The organism is Kitasatospora sp. NPDC059646, assembly GCF_042734615.1.
Taxonomy (GTDB): domain Bacteria; phylum Actinomycetota; class Actinomycetes; order Streptomycetales; family Streptomycetaceae; genus Kitasatospora.
Genome location: NZ_JBHWDS010000009.1, coordinates 45,507 through 69,312 on the forward strand (window position 1 = coordinate 45,507; position 23,806 = coordinate 69,312).

The window sequence follows — 23,806 nt, forward strand, 5'->3', positions numbered from 1 at the left end:
CCTCGCTGGTCCGTTACCCGAGCTCGGTGGACACCGACCGGGCGATGATGCTGACCAACGGCCACTGCCTGCCGACCATGCCCTCGGCCGGCCAGGTGATCCAGAACGCGAGCGCCAGCCGCAGCGGCACGCTGCTCAACTCCGCCGGCACCTCGCTCGGCACCGTCCAGGCGGACAAGGTGCTGTACGCGACGATGACCGGCACCGATGTCGCGCTGTACCAGCTCACCGACACCTTCGCCTCGATCACCTCCAAGTACGGGGCGACGGCGCTGACGATCAGCGACACCCACCCGGTCGACGGGTCCGCGATGTACATACCGTCCTCGTACTGGAAGCAGGTGTGGAACTGCTCCATCAACGGGTTCGTCGGAACGCTGCGCGAGGACCAGTGGACCTGGCACGACTCGCTGCGCTACAGCACGGGCTGCAACACCACGCACGGCACGTCCGGTTCGCCCATCGTCGACGCCGCCAGCAGGAAGGTCGTCGGCATCAACAACACCGGCAACGACGACGGCGCGATGTGCACCCTGAACAACCCGTGCGAGGTGGCCGCGGACGGCACCACGACCGTCACCAAGGGCCAGAGCTACGGTGAGGAGACCTACTGGTTCACCACCTGCCTGGGCGCCGGCCGGGTGATCGACCTGAGCGTCAGCGGCTGCCTGCTGACCAAGCCGGCCGGCGCGGCCGTGTCGGTGACCAACCCGGGCAACCAGTCCACCGTGGTCAACGGTTCGGTCAGCCTGCAGATCCAGGCGTCCGGCGGCACCGCCCCGCTGAGCTACTCGGCCACCGGCCTGCCCGCCGGCCTGTCGATCAACGCCTCCACCGGCCTGATCAGCGGCACCCCCACCACTGCGGGCGGCTCCTCGGTGACCGTCACCGTCAAGGACGCGGCCGGCAAGACCGCCTCCGCCACGTTCTCCTGGACGGTCAGCACGAGCCAGGGCAGCTGCACCCCGGCGCAGCTGCTCGGCAACCCCGGCTTCGAGACCGGCACCGCCGCCCCGTGGACCACCACCTCCGGCGTGGTCGACAACTCCACCTCGCAGGCCGCGCACTCCGGTTCGTGGAAGGCGTGGATGGACGGCTACGGCTCCGCGCACACCGACAGCATCTCGCAGACCGTGACCGTCCCGGCCGGCTGCAAGGCGTCGCTGAGCTTCTGGCTGCACATCGACACCGCCGAGACCACCACGTCGAGCGCCTACGACAAGCTCACCGTCACGGCGAACGGCACCTCGGTCGCCACGTACTCGAACCTCGACAAGAACACCGGCTACGTCCAGAAGACCATCGACCTGTCGGCCTACGCCGGCCAGTCGGTGACGGTGAAGTTCAACGCCGTCGAGGACGCCTCGCTCCAGACGTCCTTCGTGGTCGACGACACCGCGATCCAGACCAGCTGACCCCTGCGGCCCGGCGGAACCACCAGGACCCCTCCGGTGGCTCCGCCGGGCCCGGATCGGGTCGGCGACGGCCGCCCGGGCGGGCCCCGGAGGGAGTGCAGCGCCCCCACCGGGGAACTGACGGCCCGGACGATCGGACTCCCGCCGACGGGCCGGGGCCCGCTCCTGGAGCTCGCCGTTGCCGCGCACGCGCAGCAGCAGCGTCACCCGGGGCGACTCGGCGGCGAGGACGGCGACACTGCGGCGCACGGTGCGCTCCGGTCTGCGCGGTGGCAACGGCGGCCCGGGCCGCCGGTTCGCCCCGGCCGGCGAACAGCGCGTCCAGCGTGTTCGTCGAATGCCGCGACCGCGGCCTCCAGGAGGGTGTCGCGGTCGCGGCCGGGACGCCGTTGGCCGGAAGTCGTGATCACCCGTCAGGGCCCCGGACGGGTGATCACGACTTCCGCGAGTCGACGACCCGGCGCAGCTTGCCGACCGAGCGCTCCAGGGTGTCCTGGTCGACGACATCGACGCCGACGGTCACGCCGACGCCGTCCTTGACGCCCGCGGCGAGGGCTGCGGCGGCGGCCTCGCGCTCGCCGGCGGTCGCGTCCGGCCGTGCTTCGACGCGCACGGTCATCTGGTCCATGCGTCCCCGCCGGGTCAGTTCCAGCTGGAAGTGCGGGGCGAGGGCGGGGATGCGCAGGACGATCTCCTCGATCTGGGTGGGGAAGACGTTGACGCCGCGCAGGATGATCATGTCGTCGCAGCGGCCGGCGACCTTCTCCATGCGGCGGAAGGCGGGCCGCGCGGTGCCGGGGAGCAGGCGGGTGAGGTCGCGGGTGCGGTAGCGGATGATCGGCAGGGCCTCCTTCGTGAGGGAGGTGAGGACCAGTTCGCCGCTGTCGCCGTCGGGCAACGCCTCGTCGGAGAGGGGGTCGACGATCTCGGGGTGGAAGTGGTCCTCCCAGATGTGGAGGCCGTCCTTGGTCTCGACGCACTCGCCGGCCACCCCCGGGCCGATCACCTCGGACAGGCCGTAGATGTCGACGGCGTGGATGTCCAGGCGCTCCTCGATCTCGCGGCGCATCTCCTCGGTCCACGGCTCGGCGCCGAAGATGCCGATCTCCAGGGAGGTGGTGCGCGGGTCGATGCCCTGGCGCTCGAACTCGTCGAGGAGCGTGAGCATGTAGGAGGGGGTGATCATGATGATCCTGGGCCGGAAGTCCTGGATGATCTGGACCTGACGGGCGGTCATGCCGCCGGAGGCCGGTATGACGGTGCAACCCGCGCGTTCGGCGCCGTCATGGGCGCCGAGGCCACCGGTGAACAGCCCGTAGCCGTAGGAGTTGTGCAGGAGGTCGCCGGGGCGGCCGCCGGCCCCGCGGATGCACCGGGCCACCATGTCCGCCCACATCGACAGGTCGTTCGCGGTGTAGCCGACCACGGTGGGGCGGCCGGTGGTGCCGCTGGAGGCGTGGATCCGGCGGACCTCCTCCCGCGGGACGGCGAACATGCCGAAGGGGTAGTTGTCGCGCAGGTCGGCCTTGGTGGTGAACGGGAAGCGGACGAGGTCGGCGAGGGTGCGGCAGTCCTCGGGCCGGACGCCGGCCTCGTCGAACTTGCGGCGGTAGAACTCGACGTTCCGGTAGGCGTGTTCCAGGGTGCTCCGGAGCCGGGTGAGCTGGAGTGCCTTCAGCTCCTCGGGGTCCAGGCGCTCGCCCTCGTCCCGCAGACCGGCCGGGAGTGCGTCGCCCAGCCGCCGGGGCCCGGCGGCGGAACGCGTCGTGCCGGTGGTCGTGCTCATCGTGTCTCCTTCACGTCCTTGAGGCTGCGGCTGCGCCCGCGGAACTCCGCGATCACCTCGTCGCCGCGCAGGACGGTGACGTCGTAGATGCCGCTGCGGCCGAATCTGGTGCGCTCGCGTGCCGTCGCCACGAGCAGGTCGCCCACGCGTGCCGGGGCGACGAAGGTGACGTCGGCGCCCGCCGCGACGGTGACCGGACCGTAGCTGTTGCAGGCACAGGCAAAGGTGGTGTCGGCCAGCAGGAACAGGTAGCCGCCGTGCGCGATGCCGTGGCCGTTGACCATCTGCGGGGTCACCGTCATGGTCGCCGAGGCCGTCCCGTCGCCGGCGGAGAGGAGCTGGATTCCCAGGCTCAGGGACGCCGTGTCCGCAGCGAACATCTGCTGGGCGGGTCCTGCCGCGACCGTACCGTCGGATGGTCGATTCATGCGCTTGCCACCACTCTCGCCCGACCGAACATTCGGTTATCCTCCCGATTTCGGCCAAGTAATCCAGCATCGGAAGTGCCTGTCAAGAGGTGCCGCAGGTCGCCGGGCGCCCAGGATCGACCCGACTTCTTCGCGCCGGCGTCATCGGAGAGGGGGCGGCGGGCTCCGCTGTGGATCGTGTCGGGGCGGTACTGCCCGGGGTCGCCCGGCCAGCGGGCGGCGCCGCAGAAGAGAGGGCCCGCGCGACGACGGCGGCGCTGTCCGCGGGTACGTCGCGGGTGAAGGCCCCCGGGTCGGACGGCGGGCGCGGGGCGGTCGGGGAGGCCCCGGGACGCCGTGCGGATCTCGGCCGGGTCGACCGTGCCGTCGAGCACCATGCGGTCGGTGCACCCGGGGAGACAGTTCCGCGTGGACGGCGCCGGGGCAGGTGCCGTACGAGTGGCCGAGGCAGGAGGTCTTCCGCCCGCCGCGCGCGGCGCGGACGATGTCCGGGCCGCGCGCGGTGTTGCGGGTGATGATGCGGGCCGGCACGCCGCCCGGCGCCGTCCGGCACTCGTCGGCCGCGGCGCGGGCGCGCGCCACGCCCGCGGCGAAGGCGCTGTCCGCGCAGGGGTGGTTCCCGGCTGCGGTGGGCCCCGGCCCTGGGCGGCGGCCTCGGCGGCAACGCCACCGCCATCGGCGCCTCCGCCGACGTCGTCGTCCTCGGCATCGCCGAACGCGACCGACGACCCGTCAGCTTCTGGACCTTCACCCACCCGCTACGGCCCGCCCGTCACCGCCGCCGTCTCCGCCCCCAGCTGTGGCTGCGCCACTTCGCCCTCGCCCGACCGGGCCCCGGGGGCCGGGGGCGGCGCTGCCGTCAGGGGCCGATCCGGTCCGGGCTCCGGCCGGCGTCCCGCTGCCGCTCGGTCAGTACACCCTCGTGCACCCGTTGCGGGTGCAGTACTCACGGGCCACTCCGCTGCCACCCTCGTCGTACATGGTGAGGTAGACGCGCTGGACGCCGCCCGGGAGAGCGATGCGCAGGTCGAAGGTGAACGGCTGGTTCGCGCCCCCTGCGGACGCCCACGCGCTACAGGGGCCGCTCAGGTAGTAGTCGCCGTTCGTCGCTTCGCTGCAGATCCTCCGCTGTCCGCTGGCGGCGTGGACCGCACCCGAGACGGTGGCGGTGTAGCCGTCGGTGAAGTGGATCGTTCCCGAGGTGGTGCTGTTGCCGTAGGACATGCCGAACGCCATGTTCACGTCGGTCGTGGCAGCGTGGGCGGGTACGGTGGCCAGCCCCAGTGCCGCCGTGATCGCCCCGGTCGCAAGTGCCGTGAAAACCCTGCGCATCGTCCCTCTTTCCACGAAAAGTGAACGGTCGTTTCCGCAGTGTACGGTTGCCGGTGATCATGAACATGAAGTGGCACGTTCATCTCAAATCCGCATCGGGTCACAGCACCGGGACGTCACCTTGGTGGCGGCCCGGGGTGGTGACGCCGCGGGCACCGCGCCGCGGCGTGCCGTCAGCCCGCGGTGTCCGTCAGCCAGGCGGCGACCAGGTCGACGCCGGCCTCCACCGGGGCCAGGACGGCGGGCTGGTCCGCCACGAGGCCCCGGCGGAGGGGCAGTCGGGCCTCCAGCAGGTCGAGGAGCTCCGGTGCGTCCAGGTCGGGAGCGGCGACCGCGGCGAACCCGACCCATTCCCTGCCGCCGTCGCGGGTCTGGACGACGCACGAGTCGATCACCGTCTGCGGGTTCGGAGTCCGCTCCGCCGCCAGGTTCCACGCCACGCACCGGTTCAGCGGAACGCCCAGCAGCAGCACCTGGGCGCGGCTCTGGTACAGCTTCCCGAGCGGCGAGTGTTCGCCGTGGGGAGAGTCGAGCCGGTGACCGGCCATCAGGTAGTCCGCCCACTTGCCCGCGGCGACGAACGAGTGCTGGGGGTGGCCGCTGCGCACGCTGCCCGGGTGGACCCGCAGGAAGTCCGGGAGCGATCCGGCCGACGCCGAGACCGGCGTCCTGACGTGGTCGAACGGCGGCATGTGGGCCAGGTAGGTGCTCCGGGCGGCAGGTGTCAGGCCGTCGAGCACGGCCCGGGTGTACCCGGAGTTCGACGAGTTCTCGGGGGTCGCGGCCGACATCACCACGGTGCCTTCCGGTCCCACCGCCTGCCGGAGGGCGGAGATCAGCTGGTCGGGACGCACCGAGGCGAGGACCCGGTCGTCCGCCTGCACGAACAGCACGCCGCCGTTCCTGACGCCCACCTCCCGCAACTGGCGGACGAGCCGGCTCTCGGAGTAGCCGGCGTTCGGCGGGACGGCGAGGCTCGCGGTCGGGCGCTGCAGTGCGATCAGCTCGGCTGCCGTGAGCCCGGCGACGCCGAACCAGGCCTGTTCCGCGCCGGATTCGCCGGTCAGCCGGACCGGTACGAACTCCTGGGTCACCGTGCCGCCGCTCCGTTGCATGTCCTGGTGGAGCTCATCGGTCAGCAGGACGGCCAGCGCTCCGCCGAGCCCGCGCACGGCCTGCCAGGCATGGTCGGCGGTCGCCCACAGCTGCCGCACCCTGGCGGTGCCCTCGCTCCGCGCCCGGCCGATGGCGAGGCAGAGCGGCCGGCGTGCCAGCGTGCTGCTGGCCCGGTGCAGGTCCTCGGCGAGGGCGATCAGGAACTGGACGTGCAGGGCCCTGGTCGCGAACGGGCCGGCCGCCGTTCTCAACATGGCCCGGAAGTCCGCGAGTTGGAGGAACACCTCGTCCGGGGGTTGCTGCCCCTCGTGGTCGGGGAGGGCGATGATCTCGGCCTCCAGGTCGGGCCGGGTGCGGGCCGGGCCGGGGGCCCGGACGCGCAGGACCACGGTGCAGACGCCCTCCTCGCTGAACACCTGGTGCCCGGCCCGGCGGTCGAAGGGGCCGACGTGCAGCAGGACCCGGAACGGCTCGCTCATCGGTACCGCGGGCGGGACCAGCAGGGCTCCGTCGGCGCGTGCCGGCTGGAGCTCGACGGGCAGTCCCAGCACGGCTTCCGACCGGCGGCAGTACAGGCGCTCGCCGGCCGGGGACTCGTCCGTGTCGAGGGCCAGGGCCGGCCACAGGAAGTCCTGAAGGGCCTGCGCGGTGCTGGTCTCCCAGGTCTCCGCGTGCGCCTCCTGCCGGGCGAAGTCGTGGGAGAACGCGACGAGTGCCAGCAGGAGCGGGGCCACGTCGTCCGGGAGTCGGACGCCGTGGGCTTCGAGGTCCGCCCGGATGCTGCCGTAGTCGCTCCGCACATCGGGGCCGGCGTGCGACAGGGCCTGACGGTTGCGCAGGATGGCCGGCCCGGGTCCGGCCGGGTGGAAGTGCAGGCTGCTCCCGCTCCAGTCGTCCGATCGCCTGAGCGACAGTCGCGTCACGGTCTCCAGGTCGATGGTGTCCGGTCCCCCCGGCATTCCGGTCTCGGCCTCGATCGCCAGGATCCGGGCCAGGCTGAAGTCGCGGGCGCCGCGGCGGTCCACCGCCAGGACCGCGATGGATCCGGCGAGTTGAGCGAAGTTCTGTTCGATCGGCTCCACCAGGTCCACCACGTTCTCGCCGTCCATCAGGAGCACCGTGCTCCTGCCGGGGGCCCGGTGCCTCGTGCCGAGGAAGGAGCTCAGCAGGGTGTCCAGCCCGCCCGGGAACTCGTCTCCGTACACGTGGACGAGCAGGGTGTCCTCCGCCTCCTGGTCGGCTGCCGCCAGCAGGTGGGGCACCTGCGCCGGATCGCTCGTGTCCGGAAGGACGTGGCAGCGGTCGACGGGCAGGTCCCAGCCGGTCGGTGACGTGAGGACGCCGAGGAGGTCGTACAGCGCCGTCCGCACGTCATCGATCGCGTCGTGTTCCTCCGGCCCCAGGATCCCGATCAGGACGGCCGCGCTGCGCGCCGGGTCGGGGAAGTGCGGCTGCCGGCGGGGGGCCGGGGTGCGGGTGGGGCGGTGACGGCGGGTGGGGGCGAGGAGGGCGAGGAGGTCGGCGGTGGCGGTGGCGAAGGGTTGGAGGTCGGCGGGCAGGTCGTCGGAGGCGATCGCCGGGAAGGTGTGGCCGGGGCGGGGGCGGTGGGTGGCGAGGTGGTGGGTGAGGGCGGTGTGGACGGTCCAGGCGTCGTGGCGGGTGAGGTGACGGGCGAGGGCGGCGCGGGCCTCGGGGTGGAAGGCGAGGGCGGTGGGGGTGCTGGTGTCGAGGAGGCCGGAGGTGAGGACTTCGGCGAGGTCGTCGGTGCCGGCCTCGGGGACGGCCTCCTGCCGGACCAGGCGCAGCAGCGGGAGGCTGAGGCGGCTGAACGGGCTGCACAGGGCGGCGAGTCGGCGGGCGGCGGGGCCGGCGGTGTGGAGGAACGCGGCGGCCAGGCGGGCGGGGTCCTCGGCCTCGGTCTCGTCCTCGGGGGTGGCGAACGGTGACTCCAGGGTGCCGGCGGCCGGGACGAGCACGGCGTCGTGGCCCGCCGTGGCGCCTCGCATCATGGCGTCGGCCCAGCGGCGCAGCGAGTGCGGGGCGAGGGTGGGGGTGGGCAGTGGCACCCAGTCCGCGTCGGGGCCGAAGGCGGCGGTGAGCATCGGCGGTACGGCGTGCGCGAGTTCGGTGTTGCGGGCGTCGGGTCGGCGGTGGCGGACGCGGACGGCGGGGAGGTCGAGGGCGGTGCGGTGGCGCAGGCGTCCGGGGAGCGGGTTGAGCAGGGCGACGGGGCCGTGGGCGCCCCAGGTGTGCAGGAGTTGCCAGATGGCGGGGGTGCGCCAGTGCGGGCCGGCGCAGTCGGTGAGGACCAGCAGGACGCGTCGGCGCTGCGGGAGTCGGGCCGGCGGGACGGGGCGGCCGTGGGTGTCGGTCACCTCGGGGTGCGGGTCGAGGTGGAGGTGGAGTCGGCGGATCCGGCGGAACGCGCCGAGGCCGGTGAGCAGGGTGGTGAACTCGTCGAGGGCGTCCTGCCAGATCTCCATGGTGGGGCCGGTGTCGGTGAGGACGACGACCTCGAACCAGCGTTCCGGGGTGGGGCCGAGGACCGGCAGGAGTTCGCCCGTGCGGGTGTAGGCGTCGACGGTGGCGTCGAGGTCGAGGGTGCGCCGGGGGCCGTGCGGGTAGCGGCGTTTGAAGGGGCGCAGGGCGCGGCCGGCGTCCAGCGCGTGCGGGAGGGCGCGGGCGGCGGCGACCTCCACGCGCGGGCCGGTCGGGCCGGCGGGCTGCGGTTCGTACAGCGGGGTGGCGGGGTGGGGCGGCGGCCCCTCGGGGGGTGCGGCGGGCGCCGGCGCGGGTGCGGGGGCGGGCGGGGCGGGGCGCGCGGTCGACGCAGCGGCGCCCGTGGCACCTGTTGCCGACGGTGCGTCGGCCGGCTGTGCGGACGCGGCGAGCCAGAGCGCGTCGGCCAGCGCGGCGGCGTCGGCGTCGGGCGGCAGCAGCGCGATGAGGGCGGCGACCAGGTCGGCGGTGTGGTCACGCACCGGAGAGGTCCCGCAGCATCAGGTCGAGCAGCCTGGCGCGGCGTTCGCCGGTCGGCGCGTCCGGGTCGGTGACCAGGCGTACGGCGTTGAGGAGTTGGTCGACGGCCAGCTGGTCGCCGCGGGCGACGCGCTCGGCGAAGGCGGCGATCAGGTCGGCGGCGTCGGCGGGCAGGGGGGTGCCGTCCAGGCCGAGGTGGGCGTGGACGGCGCGGCGGAGGGTGTCGGCGGTGGGCCGGGGCATGTCGTAGCGGATGCAGCGCCGCAGGAACGGTGCGGGGAAGTCGCGTTCGCCGTTGCTGGTCATGACGATGAACGGGAAGGTGGTGCACTGCACCCGGCCGTTCTCGATCTCGGCCTTCTCGTCGGGGGCCCAGGTGCTGACGGTCAGTCGGCCGGCGGGCTTGCGGACCAGTTCCGGGATCTCGTAGGCGCCGGTCTCCAGGACGTCGAGCAGGTCGGCGGGCAGGTCGATGTCGCTCTTGTCGATCTCGTCGATGAGCAGCGCCCGGGGGCGTTCGCCGGGCAGCAGGGCCGTTCCCAGCGGGCCGAGCTTGAGGAAGGACTCGATGGGGGCGTCGGTGTCGGTGGCTTCGCCGATCCGCAGGGCGTGGATGTGGCCGAGCGCGTCGTAGCGGCACAGCGCGTCCGGGAGGGTGCTGCGGGAGGTGATGTGCCACTTCAGGACGGGGCCGAGGCGCAGTTCGGCGGCGACCTGTTCGATGACGGTCGACTTGCCGGTGCCGGCGGTGCCGGTGACGAGCAGCGGGCGGTGCAGGTAGAGGGCGGCGTTGACGGCGTCGGTGAGGCCCTCGGGCGGCAGGAAGGCCCGGTGCGGGCGGTTCTCGCCGAGGCGGCGCCAGGGCGGCGGGGGCGCGAGGGTCACGTCCCGGGGTTCGCCGTCGCCGCGGTAGTAGCTGTTCCAGGACATCAGGTGCTCCTCGGGGCGGGGGCGACAGCGGGGCCGGCGGCGGGCACGGTGACGGCGGGCCGGTGCTGGTGGTAGCCGGCGCAGAAGTCGAGCCAGTCGACGTCGTGCCAGGCGGTGCGCAGGTCGGCGAGGCGGACCAGGTGGGCGTCGGTGACGGGGTCGATCGGCGCGAGCGGGTCACGGCCGGTCAGCACCCGGCGGTAGGCGGTGCCGAATCCGGCGGGCAGGCCGTCCCAGAGGTGGGCGAGGCAGTCCCAGCCGGCGGGTTCGGGCGGGGTGTCGGCGCGCGGCCACAGCACGATCGGGGCGTAGGGCAGGAACGCCTCGACGAGGGCGCGCAGCGCGGTCGGGGCGGGCCGTTCGGTGAGCAGCACGGCGGGCAGGTAGCGGCCGCGGGCCAGGTCGTCGCGCAGGGTGTCGAGGGCGGTCGCGGCGGGATCGATCCGGGACACCGGCGGGCCCTGGCCCCAGGGGGCGCACCGCAGTTGTTCGAGCCGGCGGCGGGCGCTGCGGTTCATGCCGCGGAAGTGCCGGGGCTCGACCAGCCGGCCGGCCCAGCGGAGGGCCGCGGTGTGGTCGACGCCGAGGACGTGCATGCCGGTGAGGGCCTCCTCGGGGTGCCAGTCCAGCAGGACGGGCGGGTGGGCGACGAGGTCGATGGCGCCGATCGGGCCGGCGGCGGGCCGGCTCTCGGCCCAGTCGATGACCTCGGGCAGGGTGCGTTCGACGCCGGCCTGGTCGGGCGGGCAGGGGAAGTGCCGGTGGTCGACGCAGACCGCGCCGTCGCGGACGCACACCGACAGCGAGTCGGGCCAGTCGACCTGGGCGGCGTCGAGGCTGATGACGAGCCGTCGTTCGGTGTCCCGGGTGCGGTGCGCGGCGTACTGCTTCGCGGCGTCGTTGAGGGCGATGTCGGCGTCGGCGTCGCGCGCCCAGTCGCGGATCAGCGGGTCCTGCGGGTCGCGGCCGCAGGCGTGCGCGGCGGCGACCAGGTACCAGGCGAGGGCGCCGTGCCGGGAGGCGCCGACGGGCGTCTGCAGGACGGCGTCCTCCAGCAGGTGCTGGAGCAGGGCGCGGTCGCCGAGCCCGTCCGGCGGGGTGACCGGTGCGGGCCGCAGGCCGAGCCACTGCCGGTTGAATTCGGCGGCCAGGGAGCGGAGTTGGTCGGTGGTCAGGGCGGTGCCGGCCAGCTCGACCAGGACGGCTGCGGCGTCCATGGCGGCGAGGATGCCGTCGGCGGCCTCCTGCACTCCCCAGGCCTGGGCGGCCTCGGCCTGTTCGGCGAGCGCGGCGAGGCCGTCGCGGGTGTGCGGGGCCGGTCCGGGCGGGGCGTCCGGCCATCGGCGCAGGGCGGCGGCGAGGATCCCGGCGCCGAGGGTGCCCGTCCGGCCGCCCGGGGGCCGGGAGTGCCGGCGGTTGCGGGCCAGCCAGAGCGCGCCGTCGGTGCCGTTGTAGGCGAAGTCGGCGGCCAGTTGGCGGTCCATCGCGTCGCGGACCAGCGGGGCCAGGGTGCCGACCGGCAGGAACTCGCCCTCGCCGGGCAGGCCTTCGGCGAGCAGGGCGGCCAGGCGGCGGCTCAGGGTGAGTCCGAAGGCGCGTTCGTGGGCGGCGCAGGCGGCGAGCACGGCGACGTTCTTCGCGCCGACCCGGAAGCCGCGGACCAGGCGGCCGGGGTCGGGGAGGCCGGCTGCCGCGTGGCAGGTGTCGACCAGCACCACCAGCCCGGCCACGCCCGGGTGGTCGGCGGCCAGTTCGACCAGGTGGGCGAGGTCGACGCTGTCCAGGCCCTGCCCGTCCTTGCTGTCGGCGGCCATGTACCAGAGCCTGCTGCCGGCGGCCACCTGGCCGTGGCCGAGGAACGCCAGCACCAGGGTGGCCCCGGCGGCCCCGGCGGCGGCGACGGCGGACCGCACGGCGTGGTCGACCTCGGCGCGCGGCACCCGGCCGGAGCGCAGCCGCGCGGTGTCCTGGCCGGGACTGTCGGTGCAGCCGCCGACGGCCGGGTCGGTGAGCACGGCGTGCAGGTCGGCGGCGGCCGTCTCCAGGCCGTCGAGTTCGTTCTCCGCGCCGTCCGACTGGGTGGCGATCAGCAGGAGGTGCCTGGGCGGCGGTTGGCGTGCGTTCACCTGACGGCGGCCGGGGCCGCCAGGGCGCGCATCACCGGCGCGGCGACCTCGGCGCGGCGCAGGTAGGTGGTGGCGTCGTGCGGCCACAGGGTGGCGGAGTCCATCCGGTCGGAGATCGGCTGCACGCCGCGGGCGTTGGGGGCGACGGCCTTGGCGAGCCGGCGCTTGGGGACCACCAGGTCGTCGCCGTCGCGGAAGTCGGCCCAGGCGTCGACGGTGGCGGGGGTGGCCGGCGGGTGGGGGCGCAGCAGCGGCCAGACCAGGCCGCGGGTGGTGATCGGCGAGCCGAGGGTGACGAACAGCGGTACGGGGCCCGGGTGTTCGGCGAGCGCTTCGAGGGCGACGACGGTGCCGAGCGAGTGGGCGACGACGATCGCCGGGCGGGCCGGGTCGAGGCAGGCCAGCACCCGGTCGCGGATCCGCCGGTCGAGGGTGCGTCCGGCGGCGTCGGGGTGCCGCCGGGCGAGGTAGCGGCCGGGTTGGGAGACGATGCTGAGGATCTTCTGCCGGCTGAGCGCGCGCACGCCTGCGTTCAGTCCGGGGACGGCGGCGAGTGCGGCGAGGCCGGCGGCCAGGGTGCGGGCGAGGTTCCCGGCGCCCTGCGCCTGCCCGTCGGGGGCGAGTTGGGCGCGGATCCGGCGCAGGTCGCGGCTGTCGCCGTGCTCGGGCCGTTCGAGGAGTTCGTCGACGAACTCGGCCAGCAGGCCGAGCATGACGGCGGCCTCCTCCTCGTCGCCCTCCCCCGGTTCGCCGGCGCCCTGGGCGTCGGCGTCGTAGAACAGGTCGGCGTAGTGGGCGAACGAGGCGTCGGCGGCCCAGCCCGCGGTGAGCGCGGAGATCCGGTCGGCGAACCCGGCGGCGCGGGCGCCGTCCGCCAACGCGCGGGTCCATTCGACGAGTTCCTGCTGCGGGTCGCGCGGCCTGCCGATCCCGTGCACGAACACCAGCTGCGGTTTGACCTGTTCCCCTGTCACTGCCCGCTCCCGCCACCCGACCGGCTCCGACACTCGCCCACGCGAGGGGTGCCACGGTACCAAGTCCCGCTCGCTCCCCCGCAACTGACGGCGCGACGGGCCCGATCCGGGGCGTTTCGGACTCCCCGGGACGGGGGCGCTCCGGCGGCCCTAGGTTGGGGGCATGGAGCAGATTGCTGCGCGTGACGTGCGTCGGTGCTACACGGCCCACCATCCGGTGCATGCCGCGTACTACTTCGCGCCCGAACACGACGACTGGTACGGGCTGTTGGGGCTGGACCGCGGGCCGATGGCGTACCTGGCGGGGCGGGCCGCACCGCTCGGCCGGGTGGGGGCCGGCGTGGTGACGGCGGTGTTCTACAACTTCAGCCCCCGGCTGGTCGGCGGCTGCCTGCCGCGGGCCTGGGACGCCGCGTCGCCGGAGCGGGTCCTGGAGACCCGGTGGCGGATCGTGGACGCCTGCCTGACCCGGCTGCTGGGCGCGGACGGGGTGGCCTCGGCCGAGCTGGCGGAGGCCGCGGACCTGGCGCTGCGGGCGGCGGACGGGTGCACCGCGCAGGGGCGGCCGATGTTCGCCGCGAACGCGGACCTGGCGCTGCCGGCGCAGCCCCACCTGCGGCTGTGGCACGCCCTCACGCTGCTGCGCGAGTACCGGGGTGACGGGCACGTGGGCCTGCTGGTGCAGGCCGAACTCGACGGCCTGGAGGCGCTGGTGACGCACAGTGCGACCGGGGCGCACTGGAAGCCGTCGTTCCTGCAGCCGCAGCGCGGCTGGTCGGTGCGCGACTGGGCCGCCGCGCAGGACCGCCTGCGGGAGCGCGGCCTGCTCGAACCGGACGGCGAACTGACGCCCGAGGGCCAGCAGTTGCGCCGCACCCTGGAGGCCGAGACGGACCGCCTGGACGCCGCCCCCTACCGGCGCCTGGGCGCCGAGGGCACCCGGCGGCTGACCGAGCTGGCCGGCGCGCTCTCCCGGACCGTGCTGGCCCGGGACGGCATGCCGCTGACGCAGATCGGCAAGCGGTAGCAGCACGAGCCCCCGGGACGACCGCCCCCGGGGGCTCCTCGCACACCGCCCCGACCGGCCTTCACGCCGACCGGCCCCCGCGCCGACCGGCCGGCGCCCCGATCGACCCTCGTCCCGATCGACCCTGGCGCCGATCGCCCCTCGCGCCGACCGGCCGGCGGCGCCACGACCGGACTTCGGTCGGATCAGCCTTCGGCGGCGGCCAGTTCGGCCTTCTCCTTGGCCGAGCGGGCCATCGCCGCGAGCACGCCGCGCAGTTGGGCGCGCAGGTCCTCGTCCGCCACCCGGCCGTCCTTGATCTTGCTGCCGGCGACGGGGATGGACATCGACTCGGGGAGCACGTCGGCGCCCATCATCCGGAGCGTCTCGGTGGTCCAGGCGCGGGCGCGTTCGCCGCCGGTGGTGGCGGGCGAGGCGGTGACCACGGCCACCGGCTTGTCGACCAGTTCGCCGCCGCCGACGATCCACTCCAGGCCGTTCTTCAGCACGCCGGACATGCCCGCCGCGTACTCGGGGCAGGTGATCAGGACCGCGTCGGCCTCGGCCAGTTGGGCCCGGAAGGCGAGGACGGGGGCGGGCGGGGCGACCACCTCCACGTCGTGCTCGAAGAACGGCAGCCCGGCCAGGCCCTCGAAGACCGTCAGTTCGACGCCGGGGTCGCACAGGTCGGCGGCACTGAGCGCCACCGCGCGGTTGAGCGAGCCCGCCCGCAGGCTTCCGACGATCGCCACGAACTTCATTGCTGTCCCATCTGTCGTTCCGCTTCGGCCCATTGTCACGTGACGGGGGCCGCCGCCGCACGCCGTACGGCGGAAACGGCCGCGACGATCTGACGGCTGATCAGCCGGCGGTGGTCCATCAGGTAGAAGTGTCCGCCGCTGTAGACGTGCAGGCCGCGGAAGTCCCGGGTGTGCCGCTCCCAGCCGGCCAGCCGGCGCCGGTCGACCAGCGGGTCGGCGGTGCCGCCGAACGCGGACAGCGCCACCGGCAGCGGCGCGGCGTCCGGGTCGGGCCGCCAGGTGTCGACGAGGGCGAAGTCGCTGCGGAAGGTCGGCGCGAACACCTTCCACAGCAGGTCGTCGTCCAGCACGGCGGGCGGGGTGGCACCCATCTCCCGCAGCCAGCTGCGCAGTTCGTCGTCGCTCAGCCGGTGCCGGGCCGGCGGGCCGGAGCCGTGGCCGGTGGACGGCGCCCCGCAGGCGGACAGGCCGAGCCACAGCGGCGGGCGGTGCGCGGAGCCGGTCAGCCGGGCGGCCACCTCCCAGGCGACCAGTGCGCCCATGCTGTGGCCGAAGAACGCGTACGGCCGGTCGAGCCGGTCGGCGAGTTCGCCGGCCAGGTAGTCGGCCAGCCGGTCGGCCCTGGCGAGCGCCGGCCGGTCCGAGAGCCGGCCCCGGCCCGGGGCATCGACCAGGCACAACTCCCAGTCGGCGGGGAAGAGTTGCTCCCAGCCCCGGTACAGCAGGTGGGAGCCGCCGGCGTGGTGGAACAGGAACAGCCGCAGGGTGGCGTCCGGCCGCGGCCGGGGGCAGGTCAGCGCGCCCCGCAGCAGCGGACGCGGCCCGGCGGCCCCGAGCACCGGACCGCAGACGGCGGCTCCCGGAGCCGCGGCCACCGCGACTCCCGGGACCGCGCCGGGGGCGGCTCCCGGTCTCCTGCCGTGGTCCGCGCTCATGCGCCGCCCGCCGCTATCAGCTCGCCCGCAGCCGCACCCGCGCCGGCCCGCCGCATCGCGGCGAACTCGACCACCTGTGCGGCGACCGTCTCCAGTTGGGACTGGAGCCGGGCGTCCGTGCAGCGCCCGTCGGGGCCGAAGCCGGCCTCGGCGGTGTTGACCGCCACGCCCAGCGGCACCGGCCAGCCGCGCAGCGCGCAGACCACGTCGCGCAGGGCGGCCACGGTGGCGACCGCGCCCGGCCAGCCCGCGCCGACCGCCAGGCAGCCGACGGCCCGGCCGGTGAAGTACGGGCGGGCGTCGCCGCGCAGTTCCTCGACGTGGTCGAGGGCGTTCTTCACCAGGCCGGAGATGCCGCCGTGGTAGGCGGGGCTGGCCACCACCAGGCCGTCGGCGGCGGCGACTTCGGCGACCAGCCGTTCGGCCCGCGGGCCGCGGACCGGGCCGCGCGGGTCGTACATCGGCAGCAGCAGGTCGTCGCCGGCCAGCAGCGTGGTGCGGGCGCCGAGCCGTTCGGCCTCGGTGAGGACGGCGCGCACCGCCCGTTCGGCGGTGGAGCCGAACCGGGTCGAGCCGCCGATGCCGACCACTCGCAGCGGCTGTTCCATCGTCGCTCCTTCCGACGGCCCGTCGGGCCGCGACACGTACGGTCCGATCGGGCCGCGCCGGCTGGGGCCCGGTCAGGCCGCCACGGGGTACGGCCCGATCAGGCCGTCACGGGGGTCCGGCCCGGAGTGGGCCGGCGGGGGTGCGGCCCGGTCAGGCCGCCACGGGCGCCGACTGGCCGGCGGCGTCGCTGCGGGCGCTCTCGTGCAGGTCGCGCCGGTGGATGAAGACGAAGCCGATCACCGCGCCGACGGCCGCGAAGACGGCGCACCACACCATGACGTCGCCGAGCGCGTGCACGAAGGCGCTCCGCGCGGCGGCGGTGACCTCGGAGAGCGAGGCGGCGGGGACGCTGTCGGCGAGTCCGCCGGTGCCGGCGGCGGCGATCTGCCGGCCGACGGGTTCGGCGTGGTCGCCGAGCGCGGAGCCCGCGGTGGAGGAGGCGAACGCGGCGACCACCTTGTGGTGGAAGAGCGCGCCGAACGCGGCCACGCCGACGGCGACGCCGACCTGCTGGAAGGTCTCGCCCATGCCGGAGGCCATGCCGGCCTTCTCCGGGCGGACCACGCCGATGGTGATGGCGGCGCGCGGCGGGTTGAACAGGCCCATGCCGATGCCGGTGACGATCATGCTGGGCAGCATCGCCGTCCAGCCGCTGCCGGGCTCGACCAGCGTGATCAGGCCCATGCCGACGGCGATGAAGCCGATCGAGGCGCCGATCAGCACGCCGGGGTTGGCGTTGGCGAGCGCGCCGCCGGTGACGCCGGCGACGACGAACAGGGTGATCATCATCGGCATGAAGCGCAGGCCGGTCTCCCACGGCGAGTAGCCCAGGACGTTCTGCACGTAGGAGATCTGCAGGAACACGGCGGCCAGGCTGGTCGCGTTGGACAGCAGGGTGGCCAGGCAGACGCCGCTGAAGGTGCGGATCCGCAGCAGCGACATGTCGAACATGGCGGCCTCGCCGAGCCGCAGTTCGATCACCGCGAAGACCACCAGCAGCAGCAGTCCGCCCGCGAACGCGCCGAGGATCGGGGCGCTGGTCCAGCCGCTGGACTCGGCGCGCAGGAAGCCGAGCACCAGCAGGGCGAGGCCGGCGCCGAAGGTCACCATGCCCAGCCAGTCGATCGCGTGCGGGGACTTCTCCCGGGACTCGTTGAGCTTGGCCAGGCCGATCAGCAGCGCGATCGCGCCGATCGGGACGTTGACCAGGAAGATCCACCGCCAGCTGAGCGCGTCGGTGAGCAGGCCGCCGACCAGCGGGCCGAGCGCGAGGGCGAGGCCGGCGATGCCGCCGAACAGGCCGAACGCCTTGCCGCGGTCGGCGCCGCGGAACTCGTTGCCGATCAGCGCCGGGCCGACCGAGAACAGCACGGCCGCGCCGACGCCCTGGACGCCGCGGGCGATGTTGAGGGTGAGCACGTCCTGCGCCAGTCCCGCGCCGAGCGAGGACAGCGTGAACAGCGCCAGGCCGGTGGTGAACACCCGCTTGCGGCCCAGCCGGTCGGCCAGCGAGCCGCCGGTGAGCAGGAACGCGGCGAGGGTGAGCGTGTAGGAGTCGATGACCCACTGCAGGTCGGAGAAGCCGGCGTCCAGGGTCTCCCGCAGGTGCTGGAGGGCGACGTTGACCACGGTCACGTCCAGCATCAGCATGAACATCGCCACGCACGCCAGTGCCAGGGTCCAGGCCCGGGCCGAACCTCCCGTCGCCTCGGCAACGGGCTGGTTCTCGGCTGACATCTTGCTGGTCCTTTCGTCACGGGGGCCGGGTGCCCCTCGTCGGTGTGCCCGACCGGTCGGTGTGCTCGGCCGGTCGGGCGGGTGTCGTCGGTCTCGGGCGGGTGGGGGCGGTCAGCTCCACCTGCCGGTTGACGGGTCGTAACTGCCGCGCACCGCACCGCTGATGCCGGTGGCCGCGATCAGGGCGCGCCCGTCCGGGCCGACCAGCGCGCAGTGTTCGGCGCCGTCGGCCGCGTACCAGTGCCGGAGGGTCAGGCCCTGCGGGTGGGCGGCGGCCAGCGCCGGGTCGTTCGCACCGGTGTACAGGCGGACGTCGGCCAGGCCGGTGGGGACGATCACCGGTACCGGTCCGGGGCGGCGGCCGTCGAGGACGCTGGTGCGCAGCAGGCAGTCCAGCGCGGTGCTGGGGATCACGAAGCGGTCGAGCAGGCTCTGCGCGGGTAGCCCGAGCCGCAGGTCGGCGGTGCCGCCGTCGGAGAGCAGGCCGGGGTTGCGCAGGGAGCGGAAGACACCGCTCAACTCTACTGATGTACCGTCAATTTCGTAGGTGTTCGGGGCAGTTCGCGGACGCTCCGGGGCGGGCGGGCAGAGCGGGCCGGCGGGCAGCTCGCGGACCAGGTGGACGGTGGCGCGGGTGTGCTCGCGGGCGGGCACCGGGCCGTCGGCCGGGGTGAGCACCCGGACGCGGACCTGCGCGCCGTCGCGTTCGGCGGTGACCTGGAGGGTGCGCGGCCAGCGGTGTTCGGCGGCCCGGATGAAGCGGGACAGCACCACGTCGGTGATCCGGGCGGGGTGCAGGCCGGGGGCGAGGGCGGTGGCGGCCTCGGCGGCGATCTCCAGGATGAAGGTGCCGGGGACGGTGGGACGGCCGTCGACCAGGTGGTCGCGCAGGTAGAAGTGCTCGTCGAGGTCGATCCGGCAGGTCCACTCGGCGCGGTGGCCGGTGCGCACGGGTTCGCCGGTGAGGAAGGCGCGGGGTGCGGCGGTGAGCGGGCCGGGGGTGGCGGCGCCGCGGGCGGCGGCGCGGAAGCCGTCGGCGCGGCGCTCCAGGGTGGCCCAGTCGGCGTCGCCGATCCAGCTGGTGGCCAGGCCGTGGCTGCCGCGGCCGGCGAGTTCGGTGCGGAAGAACGCCCGGCCCTGGCGGTCGGTCAGCTGTCCGATCTCGTTCTGCCGGGCGAGCAGCGCGCCGGCGGGGGTGTCGGCGGAGGCCATGCCGGACTCGGTCCACAGGCCGGAGGTGAAGGCGACCTCGTCGTGGCCGCCGAGGGTGCGGGCGTGCGCGGCGGCGAGCATCAGGTACTCGTTGGCGGCGCCGTAGTCGGGTTCGCCGCGCAGGCCGATGAACGCGGAGACGGAGCTGACGGCGCACCACAGGGCGGGCCGGCGTTCGCCGAACGCGGCGCGCAGGTGGGCGTGGCCGCGGACCTTGACGTCGCGGACGGCCCGGAAGTCGGCGAGCTTCTTGCGGGTGACGCCGGCGGAGCGGCCGAGGCCTGCGCCGTGCACCAGGACGTCGACCCGGCCCTCGACGGCGAGCACCTCCTCGACGGTCTTGCGGACGGCGCCCTCGTCGAGCACGTCGCACTGCCGGTAGTGCACCCGGCCGGGGCCGCACAGTGCCTCCAACTCGGCGATCACCCGGGCCCGTTCGGCCTGCTGGAGGGCGCGGTCGTGGCGCCGGCCGAGTTCGGCGGGGCTCTCCCCGGGGTGTTGGGCGGCGAGGGCGCGCAGCGCGTCGATCCGGGAGCCCGCCGGGACGGCGGCGGCGTCCGGGTCGGGGGCCGGGCCGGAGCCCAGCAGCCAGACGGCCTGCGGGGTGCGGCCTTCGACGAGTTCGTGGACCAGGTGGGCGGTGAGTCCGCGGGCGCCGCCGGTGGCGAGCAGCACGGGCGCGTCGGGCAGCGCGGGTGCGCGGTCGTCGGCGGGGACGGGCACCGGCAGAAGTTCCAGGCGTTCGCCGGCCAGGTGGTAGGCGGCCGGGATCCAGCGCCCGGCGGCGGACTCCGCGGCGAGCAGGTCGAGCGCGGCGGCCGGGTCGGTGCGGTCGGTGACGACGGCGTAGGTCCGGCACTCCGTCAGTTCCTGGGCGAGGCTGCGGACCAGCCCGGTGAACAGGCCGCTGTGCGGGGCGGGCAGCAGGCCGTCGGCGCCGTCGAGCACCAGCACGGCGAAGGAGCGCAGGTCGGCGGCGCGGTGGCCGGCCGCCAGGAACGCCAGGTCGTGGAGGTCCAGCAGCCGTTCGGACAGCGCCTCGCGCGGCCCGTCCGGCACGCCGGCCAGCACCCGGACGTGCTCCGGCGCGGGGGTGTGCGCGGCCAGCAGGGCCGTCAGGTCCTCGGCGCGCTCCAGCCGGTGGACCGGGATCCCGTCGACGGCGGGGGCGCTGCGCGGGGCGGCGATCAGGCAGTCGGCGGGGAGCGGGATCCCGCGCAGCGCGGCGGGGTCGTCGGTGAGCAGCAGGGTGCCGGCCGGGACGGCGGGCAGCGGCGGGTGGGCGGGCCGGGCGGGCACCGGGTGCAGGGTGAGGGCGTGCCGGGCGAGGTGTCCGGCCAGTTCGGCCGGCGCGGCCGCGCGGGCGGGCCCGGCTGCTCCGGCCGGGGTGACGCGCAGCGCGGGGGTGTGGGCGTCCTCGACGGGCTGCAGGGCGCTCGGTGCGTCCCGGTGCAGGGCCTTGAGGAGCGCGACGGCGCCGTCCGCGCCGCGGTGGTCGCGGGCGTCGGCGGGCTGCCCGGTCCGCCCGGGGCGGTCGAGGGCGAGTTCGCCGAGCACGGTCAGGCCGTGCCGGTCGGCGGTGCTGCGGCGGGTGAGGACGAATCCGACGGCGGCGTCGGCGGCGGGGCGCGGGTCGCGGGCGGGCAGTCCGTCGGCGGGGGCGCTGACGCCCATCACCACGGCCAGGTCGAGTTCGCCGTCGCGCAGGTAGCGGACGGCGGTGACCAGGGCAGACAGCGCGGAGTCGCGGCCGGCGTCGATGGTCATGTTGGGGCCGTGCAGGTCGAGCCGCTGGACGACCCGGGCGGCGATCACGTTGGGCATCAGCCCCGGGTAGGCGTCCTCGTTGGCGGACGGGGTGAGCCGGCGCACCGGGTCGGCGAGCGCCCCGGAGGGCAGCCCGGCCGGGCCGGTGACGTGCCGCTCCAGGTCGTCCAGGTGGTAGCGCAGGGCGTGGCCGTGCGCGTTCCTGGTCGGGCCGCTGTGGCCGACGAACACCCCGGCGCGGTCGGCCAGCTGACGGTCCTTCGCCCAGTCGCCGGCGATCCGGTCGGCGCAGCGCAGCGCCATCAGCTGGCTGCGGTCCATCGCGGCGATCGCGGACGGTGCGAGGCGCGCCTCCAGCGGGCTGGGCGCCGGGTACGCGTCGCCGAAGGTGGCGGGCCATCCGGCGGGGCCGCCGGCCAGCCAGTCGGCGAGCTGCTCGGGGCCGGGGTCGCCGGGCAGGTGGGTGCCGGCGGCGACCACCACGACCGGGTCGGCGCCGGTGTCGGGGGCCGGGCGGGCGGGCGGCGTGGGCGGCCGGTCGGTGAGCAGCAGGTGGCCGTTGGTGCCGCCGAAGCCCATCGCGGAGACGCCGACGGTGCGGGCCCGGTCGGCGCGGGCGGGCCACGGCCGGTCGGCGGTCGGGACGTGGACGTCGGCGGCGCCGTCGGGCAGTGCGGTGAACTGGCGCTGGCCGGGGATGGCGCCGCGGCCGAGGGCCAGCAGCGCGTGCACGGCGGAGACCGCGCCGGCGGCCCAACCGGCGTGGCCGACCAGGGACTTGTTGGAGGTCATGGTCCAGGTCCGGCCGGGCGCGGCGGCGTTCAGCGCGCCCAGTTCGGTGCGGTCGCCGGTGGGCGTGCCGGTGGCGTGGGCCACCACCCAGTCGACGTCCTGCGGCCGGGTGCCGGCGGCCTCCCAGGCGCGGCGCAGCGCGATCTGCTGGCCGGCCGGGTTGGGCGCGTAGATGGCCTTGCCGCGTCCGTCCGAGGAGCCGCCGAACCCGGCGACGAACCCGAGCACCGGGTCGCCGTCCGCGACCGCCCGCCGGTACGTCTTCAGTGCGAGCACGGCCGCGCCGTCGCTGAACAGCACGCCGTCGGCGCCCCGGTCCAGCGACCGGACCCGGCCCGACCGGGACAGGCCGCGCAGCTTGGAGAACAGCACCAGGTTCTGCGCGGTCAGCGCGAACGCCCCGCCGCACAGGGCGATGTCGGCCTCGCCGGAGCGCAGGGCGCGCACCCCGAGGTCGATGGTGTAGAGCGAGGACGAGCACGCGGTGTCGACGACCACGATCTCGGCGTCGGCGGGCAGGTCGGGGACGGCGGCGCGGGCGATCCGGTACGGCAGCACCGCGTCGGGGGTGTCGGCGGCCATCGGGTAGCGCGCCGCGAGGGCCTCGGGGACCGGCAGGCCGGCGTCCTCCAGCAGGCGGCGCGTCCCCTGGGTGACGAGGGTCTGCTCCAGGTGCTGGCTGCCGTCGGGCGTCAGGCCCACCGCGAACAGCTGGCGGTCGCCGGGGCGGATCGTCACCTGCTCGGTCGCGCCGAGCAGCGAGTGCCGCAGCCACACGGCGGTGTGCTCGCGCGAGGTGAACGCGCCGGAGTCCATCTCGGCCCGCAGGCGCGGGTGCGGGGTGAAGCCGGTCATGAAGCCGGACACCCGGGCGTACGTCTTGTCGGCGGCGGACGGGTCGGGCGACCAGATGCTGTCCAGGTCCATCCGCTCGCCGGGCTCCCCGAACACCGGCTCGCCCTCGGTCAGCAGCCGCCAGAACTCCTCGGGCGTGCTCGCCCCGGGCACGGCCAGGCCCATGCCGACCACCACCACGGCGTCGCCGTCGGGGAGTTCGCCGTGAACGGGCCCGTCGGGCACCGCCGCCGCGTCCGCCGCGGCCGTGGCCCGTGCCGCCGGCGGCGTCTGCGTACCGGGAGCCGCCGCGCGGACCTCCGGGGCCGAGGTGACGTCAGCACCCGTGCCCGGGTGTCCGGCGCCGGCTTCCTGCCCGGCGGGTGGCGTCGCCGTACCGCGGCCGGCCGGCGCACTCGCCGTGGACCGTCCGGCGTCCGCCGCAGCGGCGCTGTGCGCGGCGGGCCGCGGCGCGGGTGCGCCCAGGGTCAGGGTGCGGCCGTCGAGTGCGGCGGCGTCCGGGCCGGTGAGGTAGGCGGCGAGGCGGGCGGCGGCCGGGCCCGGGCCGTCGGCGGCGTGGACGGCGTGCACCCGGACGCCGGCCGGGGCGACGGCCAGCAACGCGTCGAGGGCGTCGGCGAGTTGCCGGTCCGGACCGTCGGCGGCGACCAGGACGAGCGCGCCGCCGGCCGGCAGGGCCCGGGCCGCGGTGAGGGCGGCCTGCCGGCCGGCCGGGGTGGCCGGGTCGGCGGCGAGCAGGACGGCCGCGGGGCGTCCGGCCGCGGCGAGCGCCTCGGTGACGGCGGGGCCGGTCGGGGCGCAGCTGTGGACCAGGGTGTCGGTGAAGGCACCGGTCAGGGTCGCCGCCGTACCGGGTTCGGCGGCGACCAGGACGGTGCGCTGGGCGGGGTCGATGGGCATGACGGCTCCCTGAGGTGGACGGTGCGGGGGTGGGTTCAGCCGGTGAACGCGGGTGCGGCGAGGACGAGTTCGGCGACGTCGGCCAGCGTGGACTGGGCGATGAACCGACCCGACTCGATCGACTCCCCCAATCCGAACTGCGCCGA

Annotated in this window: 13 protein-coding genes and 2 pseudogenes; 3 read left to right on the top strand and 12 right to left on the bottom strand. The window is 75.3% G+C overall.

The window, feature by feature from the left end:
- Positions 1-47: 47 nt before the first annotated feature.
- Together ACFV1L_RS08400 and ACFV1L_RS08405 are read left to right on the top strand one after the other, a co-directional pair.
- Positions 48-485 (top strand): annotated as a pseudogene (locus tag ACFV1L_RS08400) (serine protease); the annotation flags it as partial.
- Positions 486-686: 201 nt separating this feature from the next.
- Positions 687-1,415 (top strand): annotated as a pseudogene (locus ACFV1L_RS08405) (putative Ig domain-containing protein); the annotation flags it as partial.
- A 433-nt stretch (positions 1,416-1,848) separates the two neighbouring features.
- Here the strand turns inward: ACFV1L_RS08405 and paaK are convergent.
- The 7 genes from paaK to ACFV1L_RS08440 all read right to left on the bottom strand — a co-directional run bounded on the left by paaK (position 1,849) and on the right by ACFV1L_RS08440 (position 13,086).
- Complete coding sequence (paaK, locus tag ACFV1L_RS08410) at positions 1,849-3,201, bottom strand: phenylacetate--CoA ligase PaaK (RefSeq protein ID WP_380364082.1); 1,353 nt, start codon at positions 3,199-3,201, stop codon at positions 1,849-1,851.
- Positions 3,198-3,629 carry a hydroxyphenylacetyl-CoA thioesterase PaaI gene (gene paaI / locus ACFV1L_RS08415; protein ID WP_380364084.1) on the bottom strand — a complete coding sequence of 144 codons (432 nt, stop codon included), beginning with the start codon at positions 3,627-3,629 and terminating at the stop codon, positions 3,198-3,200. The genes paaK and paaI overlap by 4 nt, the downstream gene beginning before the upstream one ends.
- A 909-nt stretch (positions 3,630-4,538) precedes the next feature.
- Entirely contained in the window at positions 4,539-4,961 is a 423-nt protein-coding gene (locus ACFV1L_RS08420; protein WP_380364086.1) for a hypothetical protein, read from the bottom strand.
- A 173-nt stretch (positions 4,962-5,134) separates the two neighbouring features.
- Entirely contained in the window at positions 5,135-9,058 is a 3,924-nt protein-coding gene (locus tag ACFV1L_RS08425; protein WP_380364088.1) for an SAV_2336 N-terminal domain-related protein, read from the bottom strand.
- A complete protein-coding gene (locus ACFV1L_RS08430) occupies positions 9,051-9,986 on the bottom strand; it encodes an AAA family ATPase (protein WP_380364089.1) in 936 nt (311 codons plus the stop codon). The genes ACFV1L_RS08425 and ACFV1L_RS08430 overlap by 8 nt, the downstream gene beginning before the upstream one ends.
- Entirely contained in the window at positions 9,986-12,112 is a 2,127-nt protein-coding gene (locus tag ACFV1L_RS08435; RefSeq protein ID WP_380364091.1) for a hypothetical protein, read from the bottom strand. The genes ACFV1L_RS08430 and ACFV1L_RS08435 overlap by 1 nt, the downstream gene beginning before the upstream one ends.
- On the bottom strand, positions 12,109-13,086 hold the full coding sequence (locus ACFV1L_RS08440) for an alpha/beta hydrolase (RefSeq protein WP_380364093.1): 978 nt from the start codon (positions 13,084-13,086) through the stop codon (positions 12,109-12,111). The genes ACFV1L_RS08435 and ACFV1L_RS08440 overlap by 4 nt, the downstream gene beginning before the upstream one ends.
- Before the next feature lie 163 nt (positions 13,087-13,249).
- On the opposite strand from ACFV1L_RS08440, the gene ACFV1L_RS08445 reads away from it, so the two are divergent.
- Positions 13,250-14,113, top strand: coding sequence for a hypothetical protein (locus tag ACFV1L_RS08445; protein WP_380364095.1), 864 nt, complete (start codon positions 13,250-13,252; stop codon positions 14,111-14,113).
- Between the two features lie 185 nt (positions 14,114-14,298).
- On the opposite strand, the gene ACFV1L_RS08450 is transcribed toward ACFV1L_RS08445, so the two are convergent.
- From ACFV1L_RS08450 to ACFV1L_RS08470, 5 genes are all read right to left on the bottom strand, one after another.
- Complete coding sequence (locus tag ACFV1L_RS08450; protein ID WP_380364096.1) at positions 14,299-14,853, bottom strand: NADPH-dependent FMN reductase; 555 nt, start codon at positions 14,851-14,853, stop codon at positions 14,299-14,301.
- Positions 14,854-14,888: 35 nt separating this feature from the next.
- Positions 14,889-15,728 (bottom strand): thioesterase II family protein, encoded by an 840-nt coding sequence (locus ACFV1L_RS08455; RefSeq protein WP_380364098.1) that lies wholly within the window; start codon positions 15,726-15,728, stop codon positions 14,889-14,891.
- A gap of 56 nt (positions 15,729-15,784) precedes the next feature.
- Positions 15,785-16,396 carry an NADPH-dependent FMN reductase gene (locus tag ACFV1L_RS08460; RefSeq protein WP_380364099.1) on the bottom strand — a complete coding sequence of 204 codons (612 nt, stop codon included), beginning with the start codon at positions 16,394-16,396 and terminating at the stop codon, positions 15,785-15,787.
- Positions 16,397-16,547: 151 nt separating this feature from the next.
- Positions 16,548-18,134 (bottom strand): MFS transporter, encoded by a 1,587-nt coding sequence (locus tag ACFV1L_RS08465; protein ID WP_380364101.1) that lies wholly within the window; start codon positions 18,132-18,134, stop codon positions 16,548-16,550.
- Positions 18,135-18,245: 111 nt separating this feature from the next.
- Positions 18,246-23,660, bottom strand: a complete 5,415-nt coding sequence (locus tag ACFV1L_RS08470) for an SDR family NAD(P)-dependent oxidoreductase (RefSeq protein WP_380364103.1) — start codon at positions 23,658-23,660, stop codon at positions 18,246-18,248.
- Between the last annotated feature and the right edge of the window lie 146 nt (positions 23,661-23,806).

Coding starts and splice junctions, on each gene's coding strand:
- ACFV1L_RS08430 (WP_380364089.1), bottom strand. CDS start 9,986: ATGTCCTGGAACAGCTACTACCGCGGCGACGGCGAACCCCGGGACGTG.
- ACFV1L_RS08445 (WP_380364095.1), top strand. CDS start 13,250: ATGGAGCAGATTGCTGCGCGTGACGTGCGTCGGTGCTACACGGCCCAC.
- ACFV1L_RS08470 (WP_380364103.1), bottom strand. CDS start 23,660: ATGCCCATCGACCCCGCCCAGCGCACCGTCCTGGTCGCCGCCGAACCC.
- ACFV1L_RS08465 (WP_380364101.1), bottom strand. CDS start 18,134: ATGTCAGCCGAGAACCAGCCCGTTGCCGAGGCGACGGGAGGTTCGGCC.
- paaK (WP_380364082.1), bottom strand. CDS start 3,201: ATGAGCACGACCACCGGCACGACGCGTTCCGCCGCCGGGCCCCGGCGG.
- ACFV1L_RS08460 (WP_380364099.1), bottom strand. CDS start 16,396: ATGGAACAGCCGCTGCGAGTGGTCGGCATCGGCGGCTCGACCCGGTTC.
- ACFV1L_RS08450 (WP_380364096.1), bottom strand. CDS start 14,853: ATGAAGTTCGTGGCGATCGTCGGAAGCCTGCGGGCGGGCTCGCTCAAC.
- ACFV1L_RS08420 (WP_380364086.1), bottom strand. CDS start 4,961: ATGCGCAGGGTTTTCACGGCACTTGCGACCGGGGCGATCACGGCGGCA.
- paaI (WP_380364084.1), bottom strand. CDS start 3,629: ATGAATCGACCATCCGACGGTACGGTCGCGGCAGGACCCGCCCAGCAG.